The sequence below is a fragment of the Roseofilum sp. KMC-1 genome, from assembly GCF_057802075.1.
This window is the reverse complement of sequence record NZ_CM173605.1, coordinates 1,784,208-1,809,189: the sequence shown is the minus strand read 5'-3', so window position 1 is coordinate 1,809,189 and position 24,982 is coordinate 1,784,208. Positions and strand designations below refer to the sequence as shown.

The 24,982-nt window shown below is 46.5% G+C and carries 16 protein-coding genes; 11 read left to right on the top strand and 5 right to left on the bottom strand.

All coding sequences use genetic code 11. The features are described from left to right. Positions 1-90: 90 nt before the first annotated feature. Entirely contained in the window at positions 91-2,205 is a 2,115-nt protein-coding gene (locus AC3FZD_RS08320; RefSeq protein ID WP_488739685.1) for an EcsC family protein, read from the bottom strand. A gap of 271 nt (positions 2,206-2,476) precedes the next feature. On the opposite strand from AC3FZD_RS08320, the gene AC3FZD_RS08315 reads away from it, so the two are divergent. The 5 genes from AC3FZD_RS08315 to AC3FZD_RS08295 all read left to right on the top strand — a co-directional run bounded on the left by AC3FZD_RS08315 (position 2,477) and on the right by AC3FZD_RS08295 (position 7,602). Further along, on the top strand, positions 2,477-2,833 hold the full coding sequence (locus AC3FZD_RS08315) for a type II toxin-antitoxin system RelE/ParE family toxin (protein WP_283764538.1): 357 nt from the start codon (positions 2,477-2,479) through the stop codon (positions 2,831-2,833). Continuing rightward, on the top strand, positions 2,830-3,141 hold the full coding sequence (locus AC3FZD_RS08310) for a helix-turn-helix domain-containing protein (RefSeq protein ID WP_488739684.1): 312 nt from the start codon (positions 2,830-2,832) through the stop codon (positions 3,139-3,141). The genes AC3FZD_RS08315 and AC3FZD_RS08310 overlap by 4 nt, the downstream gene beginning before the upstream one ends. Before the next feature lie 51 nt (positions 3,142-3,192). After that, complete coding sequence (locus tag AC3FZD_RS08305) at positions 3,193-3,465, top strand: DUF2442 domain-containing protein (RefSeq protein WP_488739683.1); 273 nt, start codon at positions 3,193-3,195, stop codon at positions 3,463-3,465. A 383-nt stretch (positions 3,466-3,848) separates the two neighbouring features. Next, positions 3,849-5,354, top strand: coding sequence for a UbiD family decarboxylase (locus AC3FZD_RS08300; RefSeq protein ID WP_488739682.1), 1,506 nt, complete (start codon positions 3,849-3,851; stop codon positions 5,352-5,354). A 205-nt stretch (positions 5,355-5,559) separates the two neighbouring features. Then, a complete protein-coding gene (locus AC3FZD_RS08295) occupies positions 5,560-7,602 on the top strand; it encodes a mechanosensitive ion channel family protein (protein ID WP_488739681.1) in 2,043 nt (680 codons plus the stop codon). A gap of 126 nt (positions 7,603-7,728) precedes the next feature. Here the strand turns inward: AC3FZD_RS08295 and AC3FZD_RS08290 are convergent, their stop codons facing one another. Further along, complete coding sequence (locus AC3FZD_RS08290) at positions 7,729-8,418, bottom strand: TerC family protein (RefSeq protein WP_488739680.1); 690 nt, start codon at positions 8,416-8,418, stop codon at positions 7,729-7,731. 219 nt (positions 8,419-8,637) lie between these two features. On the opposite strand from AC3FZD_RS08290, the gene AC3FZD_RS08285 reads away from it, so the two are divergent. Further along, entirely contained in the window at positions 8,638-9,477 is an 840-nt protein-coding gene (locus tag AC3FZD_RS08285; protein WP_488739679.1) for a hypothetical protein, read from the top strand. 45 nt (positions 9,478-9,522) lie between these two features. Here the strand turns inward: AC3FZD_RS08285 and clpP are convergent, their stop codons facing one another. Continuing rightward, a complete protein-coding gene (clpP, locus tag AC3FZD_RS08280; protein WP_488739678.1) occupies positions 9,523-10,131 on the bottom strand; it encodes an ATP-dependent Clp endopeptidase proteolytic subunit ClpP in 609 nt (202 codons plus the stop codon). A 191-nt stretch (positions 10,132-10,322) separates the two neighbouring features. Between clpP and AC3FZD_RS08275 the strand changes: the two genes are divergently transcribed. The 4 genes from AC3FZD_RS08275 (at position 10,323) to AC3FZD_RS08260 (ending at position 18,361) form a co-directional block, all read left to right on the top strand. After that, positions 10,323-14,474 carry a CHAT domain-containing protein gene (locus tag AC3FZD_RS08275; protein ID WP_488739677.1) on the top strand — a complete coding sequence of 1,384 codons (4,152 nt, stop codon included), beginning with the start codon at positions 10,323-10,325 and terminating at the stop codon, positions 14,472-14,474. Positions 14,475-14,561: 87 nt separating this feature from the next. Then, positions 14,562-15,122 (top strand): zinc ribbon domain-containing protein, encoded by a 561-nt coding sequence (locus AC3FZD_RS08270; protein WP_488739676.1) that lies wholly within the window; start codon positions 14,562-14,564, stop codon positions 15,120-15,122. 113 nt (positions 15,123-15,235) lie between these two features. Next, complete coding sequence (gene dxr / locus AC3FZD_RS08265) at positions 15,236-16,420, top strand: 1-deoxy-D-xylulose-5-phosphate reductoisomerase (RefSeq protein ID WP_488739675.1); 1,185 nt, start codon at positions 15,236-15,238, stop codon at positions 16,418-16,420. Between the two features lie 225 nt (positions 16,421-16,645). Continuing rightward, positions 16,646-18,361: an alpha/beta hydrolase gene (locus AC3FZD_RS08260; RefSeq protein ID WP_488739674.1), complete on the top strand. Its 1,716-nt coding sequence runs from the start codon at positions 16,646-16,648 to the stop codon at positions 18,359-18,361. A 10-nt stretch (positions 18,362-18,371) separates the two neighbouring features. Here AC3FZD_RS08260 and AC3FZD_RS08255 read toward each other — a convergent pair whose 3' ends face one another. Further along, positions 18,372-20,567, bottom strand: coding sequence for a molybdopterin oxidoreductase family protein (locus AC3FZD_RS08255; protein WP_488739673.1), 2,196 nt, complete (start codon positions 20,565-20,567; stop codon positions 18,372-18,374). A gap of 113 nt (positions 20,568-20,680) precedes the next feature. Then, positions 20,681-22,540, bottom strand: a complete 1,860-nt coding sequence (locus AC3FZD_RS08250; RefSeq protein ID WP_488739672.1) for a ferredoxin--nitrite reductase — start codon at positions 22,538-22,540, stop codon at positions 20,681-20,683. A 314-nt stretch (positions 22,541-22,854) separates the two neighbouring features. Between AC3FZD_RS08250 and AC3FZD_RS08245 the strand changes: the two genes are divergently transcribed. Continuing rightward, the gene (locus AC3FZD_RS08245; protein ID WP_488739671.1) at positions 22,855-24,879 is read left to right on the top strand and encodes an OmpA family protein; all 2,025 of its coding nucleotides are present in this window, start codon (positions 22,855-22,857) and stop codon (positions 24,877-24,879) included. Positions 24,880-24,982: the final 103 nt, after the last annotated feature.

Sequence of the window (24,982 nt, the reverse complement as noted above, 5' to 3'; positions counted from 1 at the left end):
TAGAGAGATAAAAGTTGGTTCCTATTCTAGACGCAAGACACCTATATGGTTATAAAGTCAATGTAAAGTTTTACGACTCCTGCTCCTCCCCTATAACGCTTCTAAATCTTCAAGTAAACCTTGCTGTGCTTCCCCTTCCAGGGCAAAGTTTTGGCTCAGTAATTCCAGAATATGGGCTTCTTCTGGGGTAACAATGCCATCGAGTTCTGCCATTTTTTGACATTGCATCATCAAGGGGAGAGCAAAATCTGGGTTAATTTGGGGAATTAATTCTTCTAGAGGAGTGGGATTATGAATATTTTGACTAATCGCTTCTAAGGAGGCTGGAGAAAAATTCATCGGTTCTAATTCTGGAAGTAAATCTTCCCAGGTTTTATCGGGATTGCCCGCTAAAATCATATGGACTAAAATCCGATCCATAATCGTTTCTTGGGTGATGGCAGCTTCGAGATAGTGCTGGCTTTCTTCTTGTAGAGTTTCTAAGGTAGCTTCCATGACTATTGGGCTGCATTTAGCCTCGTAAAACCGACAAGCGGCATAGCCTAAAGCATAGAGTAGGGCGGCGTTGGCACTGGCGCTAATGGCTGCACCGGCTATGGAAGTTACTTTTAAGAATTCTAATCCGGCTTGTACAGCTTTTCCGCCACCAAAAGCTAATCCAAATACGGCTAAAACTTCTCCTTTGCGGGCTGGATCTTCGGTGTCAAAACCGTAAGCATAGGCAATTTGATAAACCATTTCGGCTTGTAAGGCAGTGGTGGCGGCTAAGTCTACAGCCAGCATGAGGATGGATGCACCGGGTAGACTGGTGACGATTTCAGTTGCTCCGACTAAGAGCGCTTTTTGCACCATGACGCGATGACTAATTTGATCGGGGGATTCTTGGGGAAATCGGGACTGAAGTTGCAGAATGGATTCTTTGGCTTGAACGACATCGACTTGATCGACAATTTTGAAAATCCAGTCGCCTTTTAGAAATTGGGTGAAGGGTTGCATCAAGGGATTTTCATGGGCAATTTTGAGGATGTCATTGATGCGATCTGGGGTTTGAAAGACCATGTTACCAAGATTACTAGCCATGTCTAGGGTGGTTTTGGCGATCGCCTCTCCCGTTTCCCCAGCCGCATAACTGACACTATTGCCAGTTGCCATGGCTGCTTTACCCACTTCTCCCGTGGCTTGGATGAGAACACTGCTGGCACTTTCGGCAGCTTTACCCACTGCTTGAATCATGGTATCGCCCGCATTTCCGGCTAGGATAGCAAGGGTTTGGGTGGCTTTTCCCATGGTTCCGGTTGCACTTTCGGCAGCACCTCCCACTGCTTCAATCATGGTATCGCCCGCATTTCCGGCTAGGATAGCAAGGGTTTGGGTGGCTTTTCCCATGGTTCCGGTTGCACTTTCGGCAGCTTTACCCACTCCTTCAATCATGGTATCGCCCGCATTTCCGGCTAGGATAGCAACGGTTTGGGTGGCTTTCCCCATGGCTTCCGTTGCACCTGTGGCAGCATCGGCGACTTTTCCAAAGAAGGAACCCCAACCGGATTTTTTCTGCGGTTTAGGAATGGGTGCGATCACCGTTTCTGGTGCAGGAATAATGGTAGTTTCCGCGATAAGCTGAATCGTTTGCTCCCAGACTGGCATCGCTTCCCCCGTTTTTTTACCCACTACGGTGACGGTTTGAATTGAGCTAACCCCCAGTTGCCGAAAAAACTTCTCTAAAATCTCTACTAACTTAGCTTGTGGCGGCCCATTTAAGGATTCTACACTTACCCATAATCCTTGAGTTTCAGCCATCACCAGCGCTGTGAAGCCTTTGGGATTGAGGTTGCGGTTAAGGATTTCGGCGATCGCCCCTACTTTCCCTTCTTTCGCACTCTTTAGAGTCTCCGTTTCTTGCTCTGTGGGCAACTTTAGCACCTCTTGCCATTCCGGAAGATCTTCCTCTACGTCCTTTCCGTAGACCTTAATTTGGCTGATAGAGGCGATCGCCAGTTTTTTGAAGAAATTTGTCAAAACCTTCACAAACACTGCTTTAGACGGCACTGGAGCGCCTTCTAGCACTAAATTTAATGTCTCCCCCTTGCAGGTGACCTTGGTATTAATGCCTTTCGGTTGCAATTGCCGATTGAGGATTAAGGCGATCGCATCCGGGTTACCTTGTTTCGCCAATTCAAGCACACTGGTTTGTACAGAGCTAGTCATAGGGGTCTCCGCTTCAAATCGAACGTAGAGTTTGATCGATTCATCTAGATGATTGTCTAAAAATTATACCCCATTTCTACGCCCTGACCCAGTTATGATAAAATTCTCTTAGCCACGAGGTTTGGTAGGGTGCGTTAGCGACAGCGCAGGGCACCGACGGCATTTTTCTTCAAATTAATCACCATTGCTCGCGGGGGTGGGGCGGGTTTCTGCTTCGCGGGCATGAATACAATATTGATGGTGGATTTTTGTATATATGTTGTTATAGTTTATGAAATGGAATGTTATATTCGATCCCGATTTTAAGCTCTGGTTTTATCAACAGGAGCAAGAACTGCAAGATGAAGTCTTTTCAGTTTTAACTGTGTTGATGGAATTTGGCCCATCTTTGGGGAGACCAAGAGTTGATACTCTTGAAGGCTCTTCAATTAAGAATCTGAAAGAGCTTCGCATTCAATATAAAGGAGACCCTTGGCGGATTTTATTTGCGTTCGACCCAGAACGACAAGCTATTTTACTCGTCGGTGGCAACAAAACGGGTAACAAGCGATGGTACAAGGAAAATATTGCCATAGCAGAACGACGTTATGAAAACTATCTTGAACAACTGAAGGAAGAAGAACCATGAAAGACTATACAACATTATCGTTAGAGTTAGCCAAACTTTCTCCAGAACGACAGGAACGGATTAAAGCTAGAGCAGATAAAATTTATCTTGAAGAATTGACTTTCAAGTATCTGCAAGAGAAGTTAGGATTGTCGGCAGACGAGTTGGAGCAATATTTTACTGCATCGAATCTCGGAAAAGCAAAACCGGAAAGTCGAGAAGGTCTGGATTTAAATACACTTCAGAAAGTGGTCAGTGCATTAGGAGGAACACTGGAAATTACGATAAACATTCCCCAGAAAGAGCCTCTTGTTGCGATCGGTGAATAATATCCCACTATGACCCAATTATGATAAAATTTTCCTAGTCAATATCAAAGTATGAATACTTCGATCATTGAAACTGATATTCGTGTCCATCAGGTTCTCATTCATGATGATTCCTTTAGTGTGGAATTGATGGATGGAAGAACAATTACGGTTCCCTTAGCTTGGTTTCCTCGTCTTTTAAGCGCCACTTCTGAGCAGTTACAAAACTGGGAAATTTGTGGCGGTGGGTATGGAATTCACTGGGAAGATATCGATGAAGATATCAGTACCGAAGGATTGTTACGCGGTGCTGCTGCTCCTCGTCGTATTTTAGATCGTGGCTAATTTGGATAACAGGAACAACGGGGGTAGTAGCGCTCAAGAACCAGAGGAAGTTTATCGGTTGTGAACTGGTTAAGCAATATCAAGAAATGGCACAAAAGAGGCTCGATGAACTGGTGGTTCAACCGAGTCTCTTTGAATCATGAATGATATACTGATAGTATGTCATTGCGACCTCCGGGAAGCAATCGCTGAGATTTGGAGACAGCACAGATTGCTTCACTCCACTGCGTTCCGTTCGCAATGACAGACTATAACTAATCTACCGTACTTGATATTATGCTACATCTGTTCTCCCCACTCCCCCATTCCCCCATTCCCCCATTCCCCCATCCCCCCATTCCCCCACTCCCCTACAATAGAAAAGTAACCCTTTCCCTAAACCTATGGCCAGAGACTTACGCGGATTTATCAACCTCCTCGAACAACGGGGACAACTGCGACGAATCAAAGTATCCGTCGATCCCGATTTAGAAATTGCCGAAATTTCCAACCGAATGCTACAAGCAGGAGGCCCTGGGTTACTGTTTGAAAATGTCAAAGGATCGCCCTTTCCCATTGCCATTAATTTAATGGGAACCGTGGAGCGCATCTGTTGGGCGATGAATATGGAAAATCCCTTAGAATTAGAAGCTCTAGGGAAAAAATTGGGAATGCTGCAACAACCCAAACCACCAAAAAAGATTTCCCAAGCCATTGATTTTGGTAAAGTTTTATTTGATGTGGTCAAAGCTAAACCGGGGCGCGATTTTTTCCCCAGTTGTCAACAGGTAGTCATTCCAGAAGAAGACTTAGATTTAAATACCTTGCCCCTGATTCGTCCCTATCCGGGAGATGCCGGAAAAATTATCACTTTAGGATTAGTGATTACCAAGGATTGTGAAACGGGAATTCCGAATGTAGGAGTCTATCGCTTACAACTGCAATCAGCAAAAACCATGACCGTGCATTGGTTATCCGTGCGGGGAGGAGCGCGTCATCTGCGAAAAGCGGCTGAACAGGGGAAAAAGCTGGAAGTGGCGATCGCCCTCGGTGTTGACCCCCTCATCATCATGGCGGCTGCTACCCCCATTCCCGTAGACCTCTCCGAATGGTTATTTGCCGGACTCTACGGAGGTTCTGGAGTCGCCCTCGCTAAATGTAAAACCGTAGACCTCGAAGTTCCCGCAGACTCTGAATTTGTCCTTGAAGGAACCATTACCCCCAGTGAAGTCCTCCCCGATGGCCCCTTTGGCGACCATATGGGCTATTACGGCGGCGTGGAAGACTCGCCCCTGATCCGCTTCCAATGCATGACCCATCGAAAAAATCCAGTATATTTAACCACATTTAGCGGTCGTCCCCCCAAGGAAGAAGCAATGATGGCAATTGCCCTCAACCGCATTTACACCCCTATTTTGCGCCAACAAGTCTCAGAAATCGTCGATTTCTTCCTCCCTATGGAAGCTTTAAGTTACAAAGCTGCCATTATTTCCATCGATAAAGCCTATCCCGGCCAAGCCAAACGCGCAGCCCTAGCTTTTTGGAGCGCCCTACCCCAATTTACCTACACCAAATTCGTCATTGTTGTCGATAAAAACATTAATATTCGCGATCCTCGGCAAGTGGTTTGGGCAATTTCCTCCAAAGTAGATCCCTCGCGAGATGTATTTATTCTTCCCGAAACCCCCTTTGATACCCTCGATTTTGCCAGCGAAAAAATCGGTTTAGGGGGCAGAATGGGCATTGATGCCACCACAAAAATATACCCTGAAACCACCCATGAATGGGGTGCAGTCCTGGAATCCGATCCACAGGTAGCCGCTAAAGTAGACCAGCGTTGGCAAGAATATGGATTAGGTAATTTGACTCTTGGAGAAGTTGACCCCAATGTGTTTGGTTACGAAATGTAATGAAAGCTTAATATTGTTTTAATAATTAACTCAATACAAGGGTCACTGATGGACAAAACTCTAGGGGTATGGTGGGGGTTTCAAACAACATCATGTAACTTGCCCCTACAATGATCCTGACAAATCAGAATTTGTCGTATAAACTATCCCTACAGCCTTAAAGTCTTCGATCAGTTAAAGACTCAAGGAGAAGGAGATCGTAATCATGTCCAAGCCCAAGCGCCGCCTACGACAGCTAGTCCTAGCTGCTATGGTTTGCACCCTTGCCAGTTGGGGGGATGTTGCCCCCCTCTATCTGCGCTCTGCCGCAGTTGCCCAAGAAGAAGCTACTGAAGAAGCCCCTGAAGAAGCTACTGCTCCTGCACCAGTAACGACTGCCTCTGCAACAGAAGCTAAAACGACTCAAGATCCAGCCATTCCCGTTGATGAACTCAAACTTATGGTTAAACCTCTGACTCTAGCTGAGTTAGAAGTAGAAGCCCAAGGTTGGTTACTTTTACTGCAAAACAAAGTGCGGGAAATCTCCAATCAAGAAATTGCCATTAAGCGTAAAAACCTCAAGATCGAGGAGAGTCAAGAAGCCGTTAAAAAACTGGAGGAAGCCCAAACAACCCTAGAGGAAGCCAAAGAAGCAGAAATCACCGAAGGGGCTGGCAGCACCGCCGTAGTTGAAAAAACGGAAGAGGCTGAGGAAGCTCTTAAAAAAGCTCAAGAGTCTGTACAGACAGCCGTAGAAGCAGAGAAGAAAATTGAAGAGGATGCAGAAATCAAAGCAACGGTTGACTCTGCCTTGGAGGGAGATCCTGAGAAGACGGATGAAGAACCCGATCCTCTCTTAGAAAATAACCTTGATGCTGAGGATGCAGAAGCCGCAAAAGCACAGGTGGAAGAAGCTGCTTCTTTACTCGAAGAGGAAGTAACCGGTGAACCTCAACCCGATGGTGATGGTGAGACTCAAGAGGGCGAAGCTCAAGAGGGTGAGGTTATTGATGAGGCTACTGGCGCTCCCATAGAAGAAGGGGAAACGACAGAGGGAGCTACCCCAACACCTGCTACTACACCTGCTACTGATGGTATTGCCGCAAAAGACGAGAAAATCGAAAAACTCGATCAGGTAGGCACTCAACTAGAAGAGGCAGCAGAAGCAGAAGCGGATGTGAAGCAAGAGTTGGTGGTTACCGTCACTGAACTGCAAAATGAGCAAACGGCTATAGCTGACCGCTTGAAGGTGATTTTAGATGCCATTGACCAGCGAGGGGGAGATACGGCTTCCTATCGTCAGTATATCGATGCAGTTAGTGCTATCGAAGTTGATGTTCAAGATACCCAAGGGTTAATGGTTCGGCTCCTAGCTTGGGCGCGTTCGGAAGAAGGCGGTTTACGCTGGGCAAAAAATATAGGAATCTTTGTGGGTATTGTTTCTACTTCTTGGGTGATTGCTTGGTTTGGTGGAAATGCCTTAGAGTCCTTTTTCCTAAGAACTTCATTTGCCTCTGAGTTAATGGAGGGCTTTATCGTCAAGACCTTCCGCCGAGGAACTGTAGTGGTGGGAGTTCTGATCGGATTAACTGCCCTAGGAGTAAGCCTTGGGCCCCTTCTAGCTCTAGTTGGGGGGGCAAGTTTTATCCTTGCCTTCGCGCTGCAAAGTAACCTGGGTAATTTAGCCAGTGGCTTGATGCTGATGTTCTATAAACCTTTTGATCTGGGCGATGAAGTGCTAATTGGTGGTACGATGCTGGTCGTTGATTCAATTACTCTGGCCAACTGTACGTTTAAGAACTGGAATGGTGAGATGGTAATCATCCCCAATAACACCGTTTGGAATGGCAACATTCATAATATGACCCATAGCACGATCCGGAAGATTAAACATGATATTCGGTTAAATGTGAATGAGGATCTGCGTCGGGTGAAAGACATTTTGGTTGAAGTTATGAAGTCTCATCCTAAAGTCTTACAAGATCAGTATATTGGCACTTTTATCTATTGGTATCAAGAGGATCATATTCCCATTAGTGCTATGTGTTCCACAAACAAGGAAGATTACTGGACGGTTTGGGAAGAGACCTTAATCATGATTCAGGAACGGCTGAAGAAAGAAGGGATTAATGTGGGGATTCCCACTGCGGTGGAAATTGACTATGAGTTTTACCAGAATGGTGTTGATAAAATGACCTCATCTCTGGGTGAATCTAAGATGCCTTCCTCTCTTCCTGGTTCGACACCAAGTTTTGCTCAAAATAGCTAAGGCTTGATGAGGTATAGTGAATTTGATTAACAGTAGGGGCGAAAAATTTTTCGCCCCTACAACCATTTCTCATTGTTATTTGAAATGACTATAGTAGTAGGGTGGGCAAGACCCACCCTACGGTGTTTAGTTGGCTTTTAAGATATTAGGTTTCCAAAATCCCCACACAAACGTGAGTAAAATTAGGGCAATCATCAGCCATTCTGGGGGTACGAGATCGGGACTGATGACTTTCGCCAGCAGTCTCAACCCTACAAAGGCGACGGTGATATAGCCCGCATCTTCGAGGTTTTCAAACTCATCTAACCAACGGATAAATAAGCCCGCGAGAAAGCGTAGGGCAACAATTCCTAGAATTCCTCCCATTAAGACTAACCAGATTTCGTCGGCAATGGCGATCGCCGTGGTCACACTATCTAAAGAAAAAGCCAGATCGGTTACCGCAATCATCGGTATAGCGTGCCACAGGGACTTGAATTTGGGCCCATGGTGGTGATGGTTGGTTTCGTCTTCATCTGAGGTAAAATATTTAAAGACTAACCAGAGCAGATAGACTGCTCCTAAAAATTCAAATTGCCAGAAGCGAATCACCCAAGTGGCTGTTAAAATGAGAGCAACCCGCAAAATAAATGCAGCAGCCAAGCCAAAATTGAGGGCTTGTTGTTGGTCTTTCTCGCTCTCTAATCCCTTAGAAATTGAAGCTAAAGCAACAGCATTATCGGCGGAAAGCACAGCTTCTAGGGAGACTAAAATGAGAATCAGAAACAGGGTATTCAACCCAAAGTGTTGAGAAAAATCTAAAATTACGTCTAGCATTAATGGAGTCTGTTGTCTTGAATTGAATGACCAATAAAAACCTATTTCAGGGAAAGGGAGGTTAGACTGAAATCAGGGCCAAAAAAATCCCCACTGATGCGCTCATCTTATTCTTAAGAACTCAAGAGAAGGGATGATGGGAAAAAGATTTTTTCCCTATTCCAATTATACTAGAAATTCATCAATTTTGCACAGAATCGATTACCTATGCTTGAAAGAATGTCATCGTTATCTCTATTGACTCAGTTTCGGGCAGCCTATCCTACGGCAAGCCTGATTTCGGAGCTGCTACATATTGATGAGAACCAATATATTGTTCGAGTCCAGATCCAAAGTGGTAGCCTGATCCTGGCTACGGCTTTATCGGGCGATCGCCACTTAGAAACCGCAGAAGATCGAGCCAGAGAGAGGGCGATCGCCCTGTTACAACTCCCTTCTCCCCAACCGAGTCCTGCACCTGTGTCTGTGCAACCTACCCCAGTTGAACCCACTCCTGTACAACCGACTCCACCTCCTGAACCGAGTCCCCCCAAACCTGCACCTCCAAAACCTCAAGCCAAAGCGCCCAAACTGCCAGAACCCGAACCCGAAACTTGGTCATCTCTCCCCCCCCTAGAAGACGATCCAGAAGATTATACCAATCGACTTCTACCCCCTCTACCGGAACCGGAACCCGAACCCGAACCCTTACTCAAACCAGAAGAAGAATTTGACTTTTCTGATGTTAGTGTCAAAATCGGTATGGAACTCGGTCGCATTGGATGGAACAGTAAACGGGAAATCGACTACCTCAAACGCATGTATGGCAAAAACAAACGCATGGTTTTGGGTGACGAGGAAATGAAAGAGTTTCTAGAGTATCTGCAAGCCTATGCCCAAACTGATGTGGAACTCGAAAGGGTGGGCTGGACTTCTGAGCAGGGGAAAGACTATCTGAAAAGCCAATATCCAGATAGTCAAGGTTCGCGCCTGATGCTGACTTGTAGTCAAATCAAAGAATTTCTCCAGCATCTGCAACAAACGGCTCCCTCTACCTCCCCTGGGGAAGAGTTTTTTTAGAGATGGAGAGGATGGGGAGATTGTCTATTCCCCATTCCCTAGTCCCTAATGAACGACGCTCATGGGTTGACTGGCAGAGGGACGGCGATCAATCACTTGATCGATTAACCCATATTCCCTGGCCTCATTAGCAGACATAAAGAAATCCCGTTCCGTATCTTCCTGAATGCGCTCTAAAGGTTGGCCGGTATGACTGGCTAATAGCTCATTCAACCTTTGCTTATGATAGAGAATTTCCTTGGCTTGGATTTCAATATCCGTAGCTTGGCCTTGCGCTCCTCCGAGGGGTTGGTGAATCATAATCCGAGAATGGGGTAAGCTCATGCGCTTACCTTTCATCCCTGCACTGAGCAGGAAAGCACCCATACTAGCAGCCAATCCTACACAAATTGTAGATACATCGGGACGGATCTGATTCATGGTGTCAAAGATCCCCATACCCGCCGTGACCGATCCTCCCGGTGAGTTAATGTAGAGATAGATATCTTTCTCTGGATCTTCAGCATCTAAAAATAGGAGTTGGGCTACGATTAAGTTAGCCACATCTGCATCGATCGCCTGTCCAAGAAATACTATTCTTTCCCGTAACAGTCGAGAATAGATATCAAAGGCCCGTTCACCACGTCCAGATTGTTCAATGACGGTTGGAATCATCGTGTTCTACCACCTTTTCGTAAAGTTTTATTAATTCTTACACTTTTCTGCAAACAATGACAGTGGTTAAGATCACACCTTATGGAGATGGGAAGATGGGGGGATCTCCGATTACCAGTTACCGATTAACCAATAATCACTGAGTTAAAATAAACGAGTGAGATCGCCCTCAGAGATTAGAGAAAACCACTATGGCCGTATTTTTAACTCGCCTGTCTTCAGGTTCCACCCTCCTATTCCTGAGTCTGTTTTGGACGCTCAAAGGATCGGCCCAGCCTGCCCCAATTATAGCGGCTCCAGATGGGACTCGAACCCAAGTGCAGGCGATCGGCAATCAATACCAAATTACCGGAGGTCAGGTCTCTTCAGACGGGGCTAACCTCTTTCACAGCTTTAGCCAATTTGGACTCTCTGCGGGTCAAATTGCTAACTTCTTAGCCAACCCGAACCTACAAAATATCCTCGGTCGCATTAATGGCGGCGATCCGTCTATTATCAACGGATTGCTACAAGTCACTGGGGGAAATCCGAATCTCTATCTGGTTAATCCCGCCGGTATTGTCTTTGGCCCCAATGCCAGCCTCAATGTTCCAGCAGCATTCAACGCCAGCACTGCTACAGCTATTGGCTTTGAGGGACTCAACGGCAGCACAAACTGGTTTCAAGTTTTTGGGTCGAATGACTATAACAGCTTGGTGGGGACACCCATGACGTTTGATTTCCAGATGAGCTATCCCGGTGTAATCGTGAACTTGGGACACTTAGAAGTAACCCCTGGTCAGAGCTTAACCCTAATGGGGGGACAGGTCATCAATACGGGTACTCTGGCTGCTCCGGGAGGAAATCTTACGGTTACTGCTATTCCGGGAGCGCAACGGGTGAGAATTTCCCAACCGGGTCATCTGTTGAGTTTAGATTTACCCTTGAATGCTGATTCTGAGCAACCTATTGCGCCTAATTTAGCCACGTTACTCTCTCATTCTGGTATCGATCATGCGTCCCAATTGTATGTTAATGAGCAAGGACAGGTGGTTTTAACGGGTTCAGGAATGATTGTACCCGAAACGGCGGGAGTGGCGATCGCCTCCGGAAGCCTCGATGTTTCTACCCCTAACCCCAACAGCACCCCCAGCACCCTCAACATTTTTGGTCAACAAGTGGGTCTAATCAACGCTCATCTGAATGCATCGAGTCCCTCTCAAGGGGGAAACATCCGCATCGGGGGAGATTTCCAAGGACAAGGAGAGCAACCCAACGCCACCCATACCCTGATTGATAGTCAAACCCTAATTCAAGCGAACAGCACCCACCAGGGAGACGGCGGCCAAATCATCATTTGGTCAGATGAAACCACCCAATTTTACGGCACAGTGGAAGCTACTGGAGGGCCGATTTGGGGAAATGGCGGATTGGTAGAAATTTCTAGTCAAGAAACTTTGGTATTTCAAGGCAAAGTGGATTTAAGCGCTGTGGATGGAGAGGCAGGAACGCTCCTACTTGACCCCAAAAATATTACCATTTCTAACGATCCTTCCCAACCGAATAGTATTGAAAATGAATTACCGGTTATTGCTTTTGATTTACTCCCTAATGAAGACCTTACGATCGATGCAAAAGTTTTAGAAGAACAACAAGGAAAGATCGAACTGCAAGCGACCAATAATATCACGATTGCTAGTGGTGTTTCTCTTGATTTTGTCCCAGGAGAATCGATTACATTTACGGCGGATGCGGATACAGATAATGAAGGTTCTTTTATCATGGATTCCTCTGCCACAATTACGGCTCCCGGTCGAGAGATTAATATTTCTGGAGCCAGCCTTAGTCTGGGTGATTTGGATACTAGCGATAATCAACAGGGGGGAAATCTTTCCCTCATAGCCTCTGCGGGAAATATTACGACAGGAGATTTAGATACTTCTTCCAATCGACAAGCGGGAAATGTTTACCTGGCTGCTTCTGGGGGAAGTATTACAACCGGAAATTTGAATACATCCACCCGAACGGGTGATGCCGGTGCAATTGAATTGACTACAAATCGAGGGAATATAACTACAGGTGAACTCAATACAAGTGCTAGTTTAGGAGGAGGAAATGGAGGCGATATTCAGCTCACGATTAAAGAAAGTGGCAATATTACAACGGGTGGACTGACTCTTTCGAGTACGGAAAATGGGACATCAGGAAATATTAGTTTTCAAACCCAGCAAGGCAATATTACTACCCAAGAAATTGATTCAAGCACCAAAAATGGTGAGGCGGGTGATATTACGCTGAGAATTATATCGGGAAATGGGGCGATCGCCCATGGAACCTTAGATGCTAGTGCCAACAATGGTACACCTGGTACAATTACTCTCGATCCCAATCCTAACCCCAACCCTACACCAACCCCAACGCCTATACCCATACCAACTCCCACTCCTAGCCCTACTCCTACGCCAACACCTGCACCGATTCCCAATCCTAATCCCATACCTGCACCGATTCCCAATCCTAATCCCATACCTGCACCGACTCCCAGCGAGACTCCTGTACCCACTCCCAGCGAAGCTCCTACGCCAACTCCCAGCGAAGCTCCTACGCCAACTCCCAGCGAAGCTCCTACGCCAACTCCCAGCGAGACTCCTGTACCCACTCCCAGCGAGACTCCTACGCCAACGCCTACATCTAAACCCGTAAGCAATGGTAATAGTTTGTCTGAGCCGGAGATGGAATCAATTACTAATAATCTATCCCCAAAATTAGAAGCGCCTAACCCATTTAATCCTTTAAATCCTAATGCTTCAGAACCAATAGAATCAGAAAATACCAATCAAAGTCTCTTAGAAGATTCCCAAGCAGAAATAGGTTCATTTCTGAATCTGGATGCTAATCCTACTCGACTCAATACGGACGCATCTAATTCGAGTATCTCTTCAGTAGAAATTCTATCTGTAGATGTTGAAAATTCGATTGGTGGCGATTTAAGTAGGACTATTTCCTATGTGAGTCCAGAGAGAGAAACAGATGACCCAAAAGAAGAAAGTCCTGTGATTAATTTGGGGAATTTAATGTCTTCAGCAGACTTTAATCTTTTGATTCAAGAACGAGAACAACAGTTAAGTTATGAGTATGCTGATTACTTAGATTTAGATTTTCAGGGAAGTCATGCTCATGCTCTCCGGGAGAGTCAAGAAATATTAGAGCGTATGCAAGAGGAGACAGGAGTCAGAACAGCTATTATTTATGTGGGATTTTATGCGCCGGATGTGATTAATGCTCAGAACAAAGCAGAGATAACCGAGAAAAGCAATCCAGAAGGGCGATATCTAGAATTGATGATGGTGACTTCTGAAGGTAAACCCTTTCGCAAAATTCTGCCGGGTATCAGTGATGAAGAAGTGCTAGAAAAGGTGAGGGAGTTCACCTTAGAAATTACTAATCCCCGCAGACGATATAGCACCAGTTATTTAAGTTCATCTCAGCAACTGTATGATTGGATCATTCGACCCCTTGAAGGGGAATTAAAAGCGAAACAGATCGAGAATATAGGGTTTGTCTTAACGGCAGGGTTGCGATCGCTCCCTGTGGCGGCTCTCCATGACGGCAATCAGTTCTTAATCGAACATTATAGTATTGGCATAATGCCTAGTCTGAGCTTGACAAATACGGATATATCTAAACTTCAGGGAACTCCAGTATTAGCCATGGGTGCATCAGAATTTACTGAGCTTTCACCCTTGCCTGCTGTACCGATAGAAATTAATACCATTGTCGAGACTTGGACAGGGGATGAATTCCTCAATCAAGGATTCACCCTCAATAATTTGATCGGCAGTCGCCAGCAACAAAGCTATGGCATTATTCACTTAGCAACCCATGGTGAATTTCGCCCAGGAAGTCCAGAAAATTCTTATATCCAATTGTGGGATAGTCAACTTAAACTCAATCAGCTTGAGCAACTGAACTTGAAAAATCCCTTGGTGGAATTGTTAGTCTTAAGTGCTTGTCGCACAGCTCTAGGAAATCCCGATGCCGAATTAGGATTTACAGGATTAGCGGTTAAAGCGGGGGTGAAAACAGCTTTGGGCAGTTTATGGTATGTCAGTGATGAGGGAACTTTGGGATTAATGAGTGAATTTTATGCCCGCCTGAAACACTCAGCAATTAAGGCGCAAGCCTTGCAACAAAGTCAGCAGGAGATGATTCAAGGATTGGTGAAGATAAAAGAGGGACAGTTGATTATCCCAAGCTTGGAGGAGCCGATCGCCTTACCAGAGAGTCTCCAGCATCTAGATGATGAAGTGCTAAGTCATCCTTATTTTTGGTCTGGGTTTACCTTAGTCGGTTCCCCTTGGTAATCTCAATTAATAATTAATAATTGGCAATTAAATCGATCGAAAACTGACGTTAAACTAGATCGAGAGCAAGCTGGAAGGGAAAGCAAAATGACCTATATGTGTGATTTGGGTGCAGGACATCGCATCTATTTGGATAATCAAGGGATGCAAACTGTAGTAACGGCGATCGCCAGTAGTGCAGGACAACAACAGCAGTCGAGTAATAGTTGGGAAACGGGCAGTTGGAGCAGTGCGCCAGAAGTGTTTGCCACCGGGGGGGGTGTGGTGATTAAGATTAAAACCTCTGGGGGCGATCGCCTCCTTCAAGTGCAAGGAATGCAAATGGGTATGCTGGGTTCTGGTGCGACTCCTTCCCAGCAACAGGCGATCGCCTTGCAAACCGTTGAATCTATGCCCAATACTCCCCAACCGATGAAACCCATGGAGCCGATGAAACCCATGGAACCCCTGAAAATGGGCAATATGGAAATGAGTTTCTCCCCCATGCAAATGAAAATGGGCAATATGGAAATGCAGATCGGATCGGCGGCTTCTGAGTCCTCCTCTTCTTCCTCGACGACTCCTGAACGGCGCTTTTGTAGTCAATGTGGTGCAACCATAAAGCCAGAGGATCGGTTTTGCTCCAGTTGTGGCAATCGTTTGGTATAGGGAGATTTGCCTTTTGCCTTTTGCCTATTCCCTATTAGCCAAATTATTAATTATTAATTAAGTGTTAATTGGTATAGTGGGTTTTGTGATCCCCAATTCTGTAAACAAAATCCGTGAAAGCAATTACACTCCTTGGTTCCACCGGTTCGATTGGTACTCAAACCCTTGATATTGTTTCTGAACATCCCGATCGATTTCGGATTGTCGGGTTGGCGGCTGGTAATAATGTAACCCTACTAGCCCAACAGATCGAGCAATTTCGCCCAGAAATTGTGGCGATTTGCAATCCAGATAAGTTACTAGAATTAAAGGCGGCGATCGCCTCCATCGATCCCCAACCCATTATCGTCGCCGGAGAAACTGGGGTAGTTGAAGTTGCCAGTTATGGTGATGCAGAAAGTGTGGTCACCGGAATTGTTGGCTGTGCGGGACTTTTGCCCACCCTAGCCGCCATTAAAGCTGGTAAAGATATTGCCCTAGCCAACAAAGAAACCCTGATCGCCGGTGGCCCAGTGGTATTACCCTTAGTCGAAAAATATGGTGTAAAATTATTACCCGCAGATTCAGAACATTCCGCAATTTTTCAATGTTTGCAAGGTGTTCCTGAAGGAGGCTTGCGTAAGATTATTTTAACGGCATCTGGGGGAGCCTTCCGGGATTGGCCTGTAGAAAAATTAGCCCAAGCCAAGGTCAATGATGCCCTGAAACATCCCAATTGGTCGATGGGACGCAAAATTACCATTGACTCGGCCACCTTGATGAATAAGGGTTTAGAAGTAATTGAAGCCCATTTTTTGTTTGGTATGGATTACGACAATATCGAGATTGTTATTCATCCCCAAAGTATCATTCACTCCTTAATTGAGGTTCAAGATACCTCAGTTTTAGCCCAATTGGGATGGCCGGATATGCGCTTACCTCTGCTCTACGCCCTCTCTTGGCCAGAACGAATTTATACCGAATGGGAACGACTCGATTTAGTCAAAGCAGGCAGTTTAACCTTTAAACATCCGGATCATGACAAGTACCCTTGTATGCAATTAGCGTATGCTGCCGGTAGAGCTGGGGGGTCAATGCCTGCGGTATTAAATGCAGCCAATGAGCAAGCGGTGGCTTTATTTTTAGACGAGAAAATCGGCTTTTTAGAGATTCCCAAGGTGATTGAACAAGTGTGCGATCGCCACCAGAATACCTCTCATCCTTCCCTAGAAGATATCCTAGAGGCTGACCAATGGGCGAGAACCATGGTTTTAGAAGTCGCTGATGGAGTCAAAACTAACTCTTTAGTGACGCACTAAAACACTCTTGATGGGGAGATCCTAAAGATCTACAATTACCCATGAGATCAAGTCCGGTTAATGGGGAAAGAGAAGCGGGCAAAAAGATGCCCGCACTCCTGGAATCCCTTGATATTACTGGAGTGGGAGCATCTCGCTCCCTAGATTTTTAATTAAGGTGTTTCCGCTTCGCGGACATGAATCACTGGACTTGATATTACCTATAACTTGAGGAGTTTCCTTTCTATGAAAATGAGCAGTTGGTCGAGCATCTGGAAAAAAGGTCAAGAATTAGGAATTCTCCCCAGTATAACGGCGGGAATTTTAAGTATATCAACTGCGATTTTTACGGCACTTCCCAGTTATAGCGCGGAACAAATTGTGTTGAGTTATGGCCCCTTAGAATGGTATGTATCCGTTGGCGATCTAGAAGCCTTTACCCAAAAGAGAAGAGTAAGCAGCCAACTCGATTTTTATCTTAAATTTCTGACCCCAGAGGGACAGGAAAATTTTCGGCAAGTGCTGACTTCTCCCTTAGAAACACAGGCTGCTTTAGAAGAGGGATTACCGGGAGGGGTAAAAGTGGGGCCAGTGGCCATTTCTAAGTTTTTCTCTTCGCCTATGGGTCGGGGAATGATTACAGATTTAGGCAAAATCATACAAACGGATTCCCGATTTAATGGCGGTTCCTCTATCCTTTCAGCCTTGGTTATATCATCAGCCGATCCAGAAGGGATGACGTTGTTAAATTTCTTGAAAAAGTTTCCAACTCGTCAATTGCGAGTCAATGCTAATGAAATTTTTTCCCTAAGAAATTCCCTAGAGCATTTAATCAAAATGACAGATGCAGTTGCGGCAGAAATTGGACGTAAAGCCGATGCAGAAATCAAGAGTGAAGCTGATATTGATTATGAACAACTGCCGGATATTCGGGAACCGGGAGAGAGGGGGTTTACCACAAAGCAAATCGAATTAGTCGATCAAAAGCGCGATCGCCGTTTTTATGTGAATCTGTATATTCCCGAACAGCGCAAATCAGAAAAACTCCCGATTCTGATTATTTCCCATGGTTTAGCCAGTCAACCTGAAGACTTTAACCGTGCTGGAGAAATCTTTGCCTCCCATGGATTTTTCGTTGCCATCCCTCAACATCCCGGTAGCGATTTGCAACATCTGCAAGCCTTGCTCACCGGTAGAGCATTTGAAGTGTTCGAGCGATTGGAATTCATCAATCGTCCCCTAGATATTCAGTTTCTGATTGATGAACTAGAGAAGCGTAACAGCTCCGAATTTGGCGATCGCCTCAACTTAGACGCTATCGGAGTTGGGGGTCATTCCTTTGGGGGCTATACCTCCCTTGCTTTAGCGGGAGCAACCATAGATTTTGCCGCCCTAGAACAGCATTGCCAAAAAATTTTAGGATCGACAGATATCGCCCTCCGTTTGCAATGTCGCGCCCTGAGTTTAAAACCAGAAGAATATGAAAAACAAAACTTGCACGATCCCCGCGTAAAAGCCGTTTATATTCTGAACCCAGTGAGTCGCTTATTTAGTCAATCTGGAATCGAAAAAATTGATATTCCAGTCTTAATTGCTGGAGGAGATAGCGATCCAGTTACTCCCCTAATTTCTGAACAAGTCCAACCCTTTAGTTGGTTAACCACAACCCATAAATATCTCTGTCTTCTCTACGGGAGTTCCCACACCAAACAACTGACTCAGCTCACCATGTCCTTAGTGCCTCAAGTGGGAGAGTTAGTAGAACCCGATCCGCAAATTGTGGGCACTTATGTGCGCGCTCTAGCTATTGCCTTTTTCAAGGTTCATTTACTCAATGATACCAGTTATCAACCCTATTTAACGGCTTCCTATTCTGATTCTATTACCGTCGATCCTTACACCGTGAACTTGATTCATTCCTTTACTCCAGAAGAGTTGGAATTAATCTTGAACAATAAGTAAAACGGCTGCATTAGGATGGAGAAACAGTTAACTGAGACATCCCAAAAGATAGCGGTTCACTGTTAGCAGAAGAGGGTTCTTGACTGACGGGGATTAATCGCACAGCACAGGCTTTGAGTTCCGGTTGTCCGGAACTCGGACAAGCTTCGGGATGGGTTAACATATTGGCTTCCGTGCGATCGCCCCACATCGCCCCCCAATGCATCGGTGCAAATACAGTTCCTTTAGTAATATTTTTAGTAATTTTAGCCGGGAAACGACACCATCCGCGGCGCGATCGCACCTCCACCATCATCCCCTCCGTAATCCCTAACTTCTCAGCATCATAAGGATGAACCTCAATCACCGCTTCTGGATGCATCTTTTGAATCTTATCAATTCGACCCGTCCGGGTTAACGTATGCCAATGGCCATAGAGCCGTCCCACCGTCAGTACAAAGGGATACTCCCCATCCGGCGGTTCCGCCAGTCCCCGCGAATGGAACGCCGCAAATCGCGCCCGACCATCGGGGGTATTAAAGCGTAAATCCGTATACATCCGTTCCTGCGGTTCTCCCCCTTCAGTACAAGGCCATTGTAGGGGGCCCTCTTTCCGTAATCTTTCGTAAGTAATTCCCCGTTGCTCGCAGGGACGATGAGCCGTCAGTTGGATAAATTCATTACGCACCGCTTCCGAGTCGGGAAAATCAAACTGCTGCTCAAAGCCTAACAAGCGTCCCACTTGAGCAAAAATTTCCCAGTCGGGACGCGCAGAACCGGGAGCGGGTCGAAACGCTGGACAGAGCGTAACGCGGCGCTCCGAGTTCGTCATCGTTCCCGTCTTCTCACTCCATTGAGCCGCAGGGAGCAAAACATGGGCAAATTCTGCCGTTTCTGTCGGATAATAAGCATCCTGGTATATAGTAAAAGGCGATCGCAACAAAGCCGCCTTTGTCCGCTCCAAATCCGGCATACTCACCGCCGGATTCGTCGCCGCAATCCACAACACCCCCACCCGGTCTTGCTCCAATGCTTGAATCATCTCCCAAGCAGACAACCCCGGTTGAGCATAAATACTACCCGGACTTAACCCCCAGAACTGCTCTACCTCCCGGCGATGCTGTTCATTTTTCACCAACCGATAACCCGGCAAAATATGAGCCAATCCCCCCGCTTCTCGTCCTCCCATCGCATTCGGTTGTCCAGTCAGAGAAAACGGCCCCGCGCCAGGCTTACCAATATTCCCTGTCATTAAATGTAAATTAATTAGCGCTCTATTTTTCGCCGTCCCTTCCGCAGACTGATTTAACCCCATCGACCACAGAGACAGCACCCGCTTCGACTCCCCCCACCATCGAGCCGCCAGTGCCAAATCTTCCACCGAAATACCGCAATTTCGCGCCACCAACTCCGGGGGATAAGACTCGATAACCTGCACATACTCAGCAAAACCCGCCGTTTGTTCATCAATAAACTCAGAATCAATCAATCCCCACTTGTGTAACAAATAGGCAATCCCATTCATCAAATCAATATCAGTTCCTGGCTTAATCGCCAAATGCAAATCAGCCGCTTCTGCCGTTTGCGTCTTGCGCGGGTCTACCACAATCAATTTTACGTCCTTATTTTTCTTGTGATAAACACGAAACCGATTAAAAATAATCGGGTGACATTCCGCCGTATTTGTGCCAATCAAAAACGCACAATCCGTTAACTCCAAATCATCATAACAACAGGGGGGCCCATCAGAACCCAAACTTTGCAGATATCCCGACACTGCCGAAGACATACACAAGCGAGAATTCGCATCAAAATTATTCGTTCTCAGGCAACCTTTAAGCAACTTCTGAGCAACATAATAATCTTCCGTGTGGAATTGTCCCGACCCATACATACAAATGGCATGGGGTCCTTGAACTAACCGCGTCGTCTTAATTTTACCCACAATCCGCTTGAGCGCTTCATCCCAAGTGACTTCACAAAACGGCTCATCTAAAGACTCGCGCATCATCGGAGTTTTGAGACGATTTTTATCCAATGCTTCACTAACTGTTGCACCTTTAACACAAACTTTTCCCAGACTAGAGGGATGGGATTTATCGCCCATAATTTTCCAGATGGGATTACCATCTTTGTCTCGGTTAGTCGCTTTACCAGGAATAGCAGGGGGAGAAGCTTCTAGGCCGCAACCCACTCCGCAGTAAGGACAAAGGGTTTTGTGTACCATAGTGTTCAATTAAAAATTGGGGAGTGGGGAGATAGGGACATAGAGAGATAGGGAGATAGTTTGTTACCCGTTCCCTATTCCCTATCCTCTATTCCTTTAGTTTCTTTATCGGTCTAAAGGTCGAGAACCACATTTCCGACGGGATGGGCACTACAGGTGAGGATAAGTCCTTGTGCTTGGCCCAAGGCTTGGGGGTCTTGGAGATAGCGCACTTCTCCAGAAACCAACTGTTGTTGACAGGTTCCACAGGTTCCGGAACGACAACTTGAATCTAGGTCAATGCCTTCCCGTTCTGCGGCTTCCAAAATAGACTCTCCTTCATAACAGGTGAAGGTTTTGCCCCTTTTGGCCAATTGCACCCTTCCCACAGGGGTAGAAACGGGTTCAGAGCCATGAGATTTTGCCCCATTACCATTCACATCTGGAGTCGGAGCGACATAGCCAGCTTTGGGTTTTGCCCCAAACTGCTCAACCAGCAGGTTGCGTAAGACAGCTTTGAGGTCTTCGCAGGGGATACCTTTCATCACTTTTTGACCGAGTTGGGCCTCTTTGCCCACTTTGCCCCCCATGAAGATATCGACCCCTTCTACGGTTTTTCCGTCTTTGCGGGTTTTGGTTCCCATTAAGCCGATATCGGCCACTTGGGGTTGTCCGCAGGAGTTGGGGCATCCTGTCCAATGGATGCGAACGGGTTTTTCTAGGGTTAATTCCTGACCCAGTTCTGTCATCATGGCATTGGCTTGATTTTTGGTTTCAATGAGGGCAAATTTGCAGAATTGGGAACCGGTACAGGAGACGAGGGCCCGGGAGAGGGGGTGGGGGTTGAGGCTGAATTTTTCTAGGAGCGGTTCAGCGAGGAAGGCTTCTAGACGAGAGTCGGGAATGTTGGGAATAATGATGTTTTGTTCGACGGTGAGTCGAATTTCCCCATTACCGTAAACTTGGGCCAGCCGAGCGACTTCAAACATATCGGGGGCATACAAGCGACCGACGGGAATATGCAACCCAACATAGTTAAGTCCGGCTTGTTTTTGGGGGTAGACTCCGATATGGTCTCGCTTGTCCCAGTCGAATTCGTCTTTGGGGGCGGCTTCGGGGAGGCGTTTGCCGAGTTGTTCTTCTATGGTGGCTCGGAAGCGTTCGACTCCCCATTCATCCAGAAGCCACATGAGTCTGGCTTTTTGCCGGTTGTCCCGGAGTCCATGGTCTCGGTAGACTTCAAGAATGGCGCGGCTGACAGCTACGCAGTCGCTGGGTTCTATCCAAGCGTCTAGGGGAATGGCGGCTTCGCAGCGTTTGCCGGAGAAGAAGCCCCCAACGAGGATGTTGAAGCCGAGGATGCCGTTTTTGTACGCGGGAACGTAGGCGATGTCGTTGATTTCGGCATGAACGGAGTTGTCTCGCCCTCCGGCGATCGCAATATTAAATTTTCTCGGTAAATTAGTAAATTCGGGGTTCCCTTGACCGGAGTTGGTAATCATGTCTTGGGTTGCCTGAACTAAGGGGCGGGTATCAATTAGTTCAGCGCCATCAATCCCAGCCACGGGAGAACCCGTGATATTACGCACATTATCCATCCCCGATTGGATAGAGGTTAACCCCACTTGCTGGAATCGCTGGAAGATTTGGGGAATATCTTCTAGGCGAATGCCTCGCAGTTGCAAGTTTTGCCTTGTGGTAATATCGGCATTGCCGTCTTCTCCATATTTCTGCGTGATTTCAGCTAAAACTCGCATTTGCTGGCTGGTGAGGATACCATTGGGCATCCGCATTCGGAGCATGAATTTTCCGGGAGTGACGGGTCGGAAGAAGATTCCTAGCCATTTGAGCCGTTGGTCGCGGTCAGTTTCATCTATGGATTCCCAGCCCATTTGAGCGAATTGTTCGAGTTGCTCAATGACTGCTAATCCGTCTTTTTCGGCTTTAAATCGTTCAAATTTATTGAGTGTTTCGGTGGAGGGGAGGGTGGTCATACAAAAGAACCTCTTCTAGGTTAGGTTTTGAGTTGGGGTAAGAATTGATAGGGGTCTGCTCCGCCGTGAATTAGCTAGTATGTTATGGAGATCGATCGGAAGATTTCGTATTTCAAATTACAAAATATTTCTTTTTATGAAGTTCTTGTATGATCGAAGTGTAAAAGGTGCATAGTTCATGGGAGCAGGAAGGTCACAAAGCCTGATGAGATTAAGGTTCAGGGTAGAAAATGACTAAAAATCTGATTGTAAAGAACTGCAAATAATCTGCAAATAATCTGTAGAGAAGTTTAACTGGTGTAAGGATAGGGGCCATGGCAGAGGATGTAAGAAAACCACAAACCGGAGAGGCAATGGAGAACGATCCATTAACACAGCTACGGAATTTGCTGATTCCTCCAGAAGATCATGAGTTACAAAAAAAACAAGAAGAATTACAAGCCCTGAAACAAGAATTGGTGAATTTACAGAAGGAACGACCGAGTGTGGAAGAGCTATCCCACCGGTTGGTTCCGGTGGTGGGGGAGGAAGTGAAGCGGTATTTAATGCGATCGCCGACTACTCTAATGCAATGGCTCCATCCAGCCCTGACTAGCACGATTAAAGAAAATAAGCAGGAAATCGCCGAAACCCTGATTCCCCTATTGCCCAAACAGAATCAGGGGATGCTCTCTCCAGCAACTTGGGATCGGCTGCTAGATGAACTGCTGCGAGGAGTCGATGAGCGACTGGAAGAGTCCCAGAAAGAGTCAGAGGCGAAAAGCAGCCAGAGGTTCAATCGCTGGCTAGAGAGGGATCTGATGGAGTATATCCAAACCCATTCAGAGGATCTGGTGCAGGTGATTTTACCAGAGTTAGTGCCGCCGTTGCAAAAACAGCTCAAACGCGCCCTCCAACCCTATTTAGAAGAACAACAGCAACTGCTGGAAACTCAGTTACAGCAGCAGTTAATGGATTCGATGATGCAACGACTGCGAGAGTCGCGGGAGGAATGGGTGGCTCTGGTTGCTGCTCAGGAACAGCCCGCACTCCCTTCGGTGGAGGATCTGCAACCGGCGATCGCCGCTCAAGTACAGAGTCAGTTGTCAAAGCTATTATCTGAGTATGGGCCAAGTCAAACTCTTCCCGATTCTTCGGAGCTGGTAAAAAGTTTACAACCAACCTTAGAGAGCTTAATTGGGCAACGGGTGGAGCAAGTACAAGGGGAATTGCTGGGACAGATCCAACTGCCCGAAAATCCGGATCTGCAACACCTAGAAGCTGTCCTCTTGAGTCGATTAGAAGGGTTAGTGCAGACTAGGATAGAAACTGCCTTAGCCCAATTGCCTCCCACAACTGAACCCCTACAACAACAAACACCAGAGCAATTAATCGCGCTGCTGAGTCCCCAAATTGAGCAGTTAATTGCAGCGAAAGGGGGGACTGGAGAAGGGGAAAAAGCACCCCATGTACCGTCTACTTTGGTGTTTAAGGAAAAAGTGGAAAACCTGCGCTCTAGGGGTATTCCTAAAGTATGGCTGGCAGCTATGGCTTGGGTGGTGGCGATCTCCCTTGTGCCGTTAGGCTGGTTTACTTATCGTTCGATGCGAGAAACCCGCTTAAGCCGCCAACTCACAGAAGTTTTGGCGGCTTCACCCACATTATCGCCCTATCGCTTAGATGCACAAGTGAGAGGTGATGGGGTGAGTGTAACGGGACAATTGCCCGATCCCAGTTTACAGAAAACCCTGGAACAGGTGATACAAGACAATGCGCCCGATTTAGCTCTGGATAATCAGGTAGAAATTATTGCTCCTGCTCCCACCTCAGAAGCGATTCAAGCGGAAGTGACTAGGGTAGAATCCACTTTAGATCGATTAGATGGTATCTCGATTTCGGCTGAGTATGCTAATGGGGAAGTGACGGTGAAAGGAACGGTGATGCAAGCGGAGGATGGGACTCGTATCACCCAAGCTTTTACGGGGATTCCGGGAGTAGAAGCGGTGACGAATACGGTGCAAGTGCAACCGCCAGAAATTCCCATTCGCATTTATTTTGCCCTGAATTCGGCCCAGCTACCGACGGCGGATATCCGGGTAAAAATTATTCCTTTGGTGACGCTTTTGAAGCGCTATCCAGAGTTAAATCTGAAGATTGTGGGTCATATTAGTCCTAATCAGGAGGAAGAAAAGGGACAAATCTTGAGTCGCCAACGGGCGGAAGCGGTGCAAAAAGTGCTGATTCAGCAGGGAATCGATCCCAAACGGCTTCTGGTGGAGGCGATCGCCTATCCTCCAGCCGATGTCAATCCCCAGCAAGCGGATTGGTTAAAGCGAGCAGTCGTTTTTTATCCCCAGTAAGATATATATAGTCGATTTGAAAGGTTAACTGGGGTGGAAAAAAGCATAGATTGGATGCATAAATCTCATAGCATCATAATTTTTGTTGTCTCTATTACCAAAA

What these genes read in the sequence shown, in the direction of transcription:
- AC3FZD_RS08320 (WP_488739685.1), bottom strand. Translation starts at nt 2,205, where the DNA reads ATGACTAGCTCTGTACAAACCAGTGTGCTTGAATTGGCGAAACAAGGT.
- AC3FZD_RS08315 (WP_283764538.1), top strand. Translation starts at nt 2,477, where the DNA reads ATGAAATGGAATGTTATATTCGATCCCGATTTTAAGCTCTGGTTTTAT.
- AC3FZD_RS08310 (WP_488739684.1), top strand. Translation starts at nt 2,830, where the DNA reads ATGAAAGACTATACAACATTATCGTTAGAGTTAGCCAAACTTTCTCCA.
- AC3FZD_RS08305 (WP_488739683.1), top strand. Translation starts at nt 3,193, where the DNA reads ATGAATACTTCGATCATTGAAACTGATATTCGTGTCCATCAGGTTCTC.
- AC3FZD_RS08300 (WP_488739682.1), top strand. Translation starts at nt 3,849, where the DNA reads ATGGCCAGAGACTTACGCGGATTTATCAACCTCCTCGAACAACGGGGA.
- AC3FZD_RS08295 (WP_488739681.1), top strand. Translation starts at nt 5,560, where the DNA reads ATGTCCAAGCCCAAGCGCCGCCTACGACAGCTAGTCCTAGCTGCTATG.
- AC3FZD_RS08290 (WP_488739680.1), bottom strand. Translation starts at nt 8,418, where the DNA reads ATGCTAGACGTAATTTTAGATTTTTCTCAACACTTTGGGTTGAATACC.
- AC3FZD_RS08285 (WP_488739679.1), top strand. Translation starts at nt 8,638, where the DNA reads ATGTCATCGTTATCTCTATTGACTCAGTTTCGGGCAGCCTATCCTACG.
- clpP (WP_488739678.1), bottom strand. Translation starts at nt 10,131, where the DNA reads ATGATTCCAACCGTCATTGAACAATCTGGACGTGGTGAACGGGCCTTT.
- AC3FZD_RS08275 (WP_488739677.1), top strand. Translation starts at nt 10,323, where the DNA reads ATGGCCGTATTTTTAACTCGCCTGTCTTCAGGTTCCACCCTCCTATTC.
- AC3FZD_RS08270 (WP_488739676.1), top strand. Translation starts at nt 14,562, where the DNA reads ATGACCTATATGTGTGATTTGGGTGCAGGACATCGCATCTATTTGGAT.
- AC3FZD_RS08260 (WP_488739674.1), top strand. Translation starts at nt 16,646, where the DNA reads ATGAAAATGAGCAGTTGGTCGAGCATCTGGAAAAAAGGTCAAGAATTA.
- AC3FZD_RS08255 (WP_488739673.1), bottom strand. Translation starts at nt 20,567, where the DNA reads ATGGTACACAAAACCCTTTGTCCTTACTGCGGAGTGGGTTGCGGCCTA.
- AC3FZD_RS08250 (WP_488739672.1), bottom strand. Translation starts at nt 22,540, where the DNA reads ATGACCACCCTCCCCTCCACCGAAACACTCAATAAATTTGAACGATTT.
- AC3FZD_RS08245 (WP_488739671.1), top strand. Translation starts at nt 22,855, where the DNA reads ATGGCAGAGGATGTAAGAAAACCACAAACCGGAGAGGCAATGGAGAAC.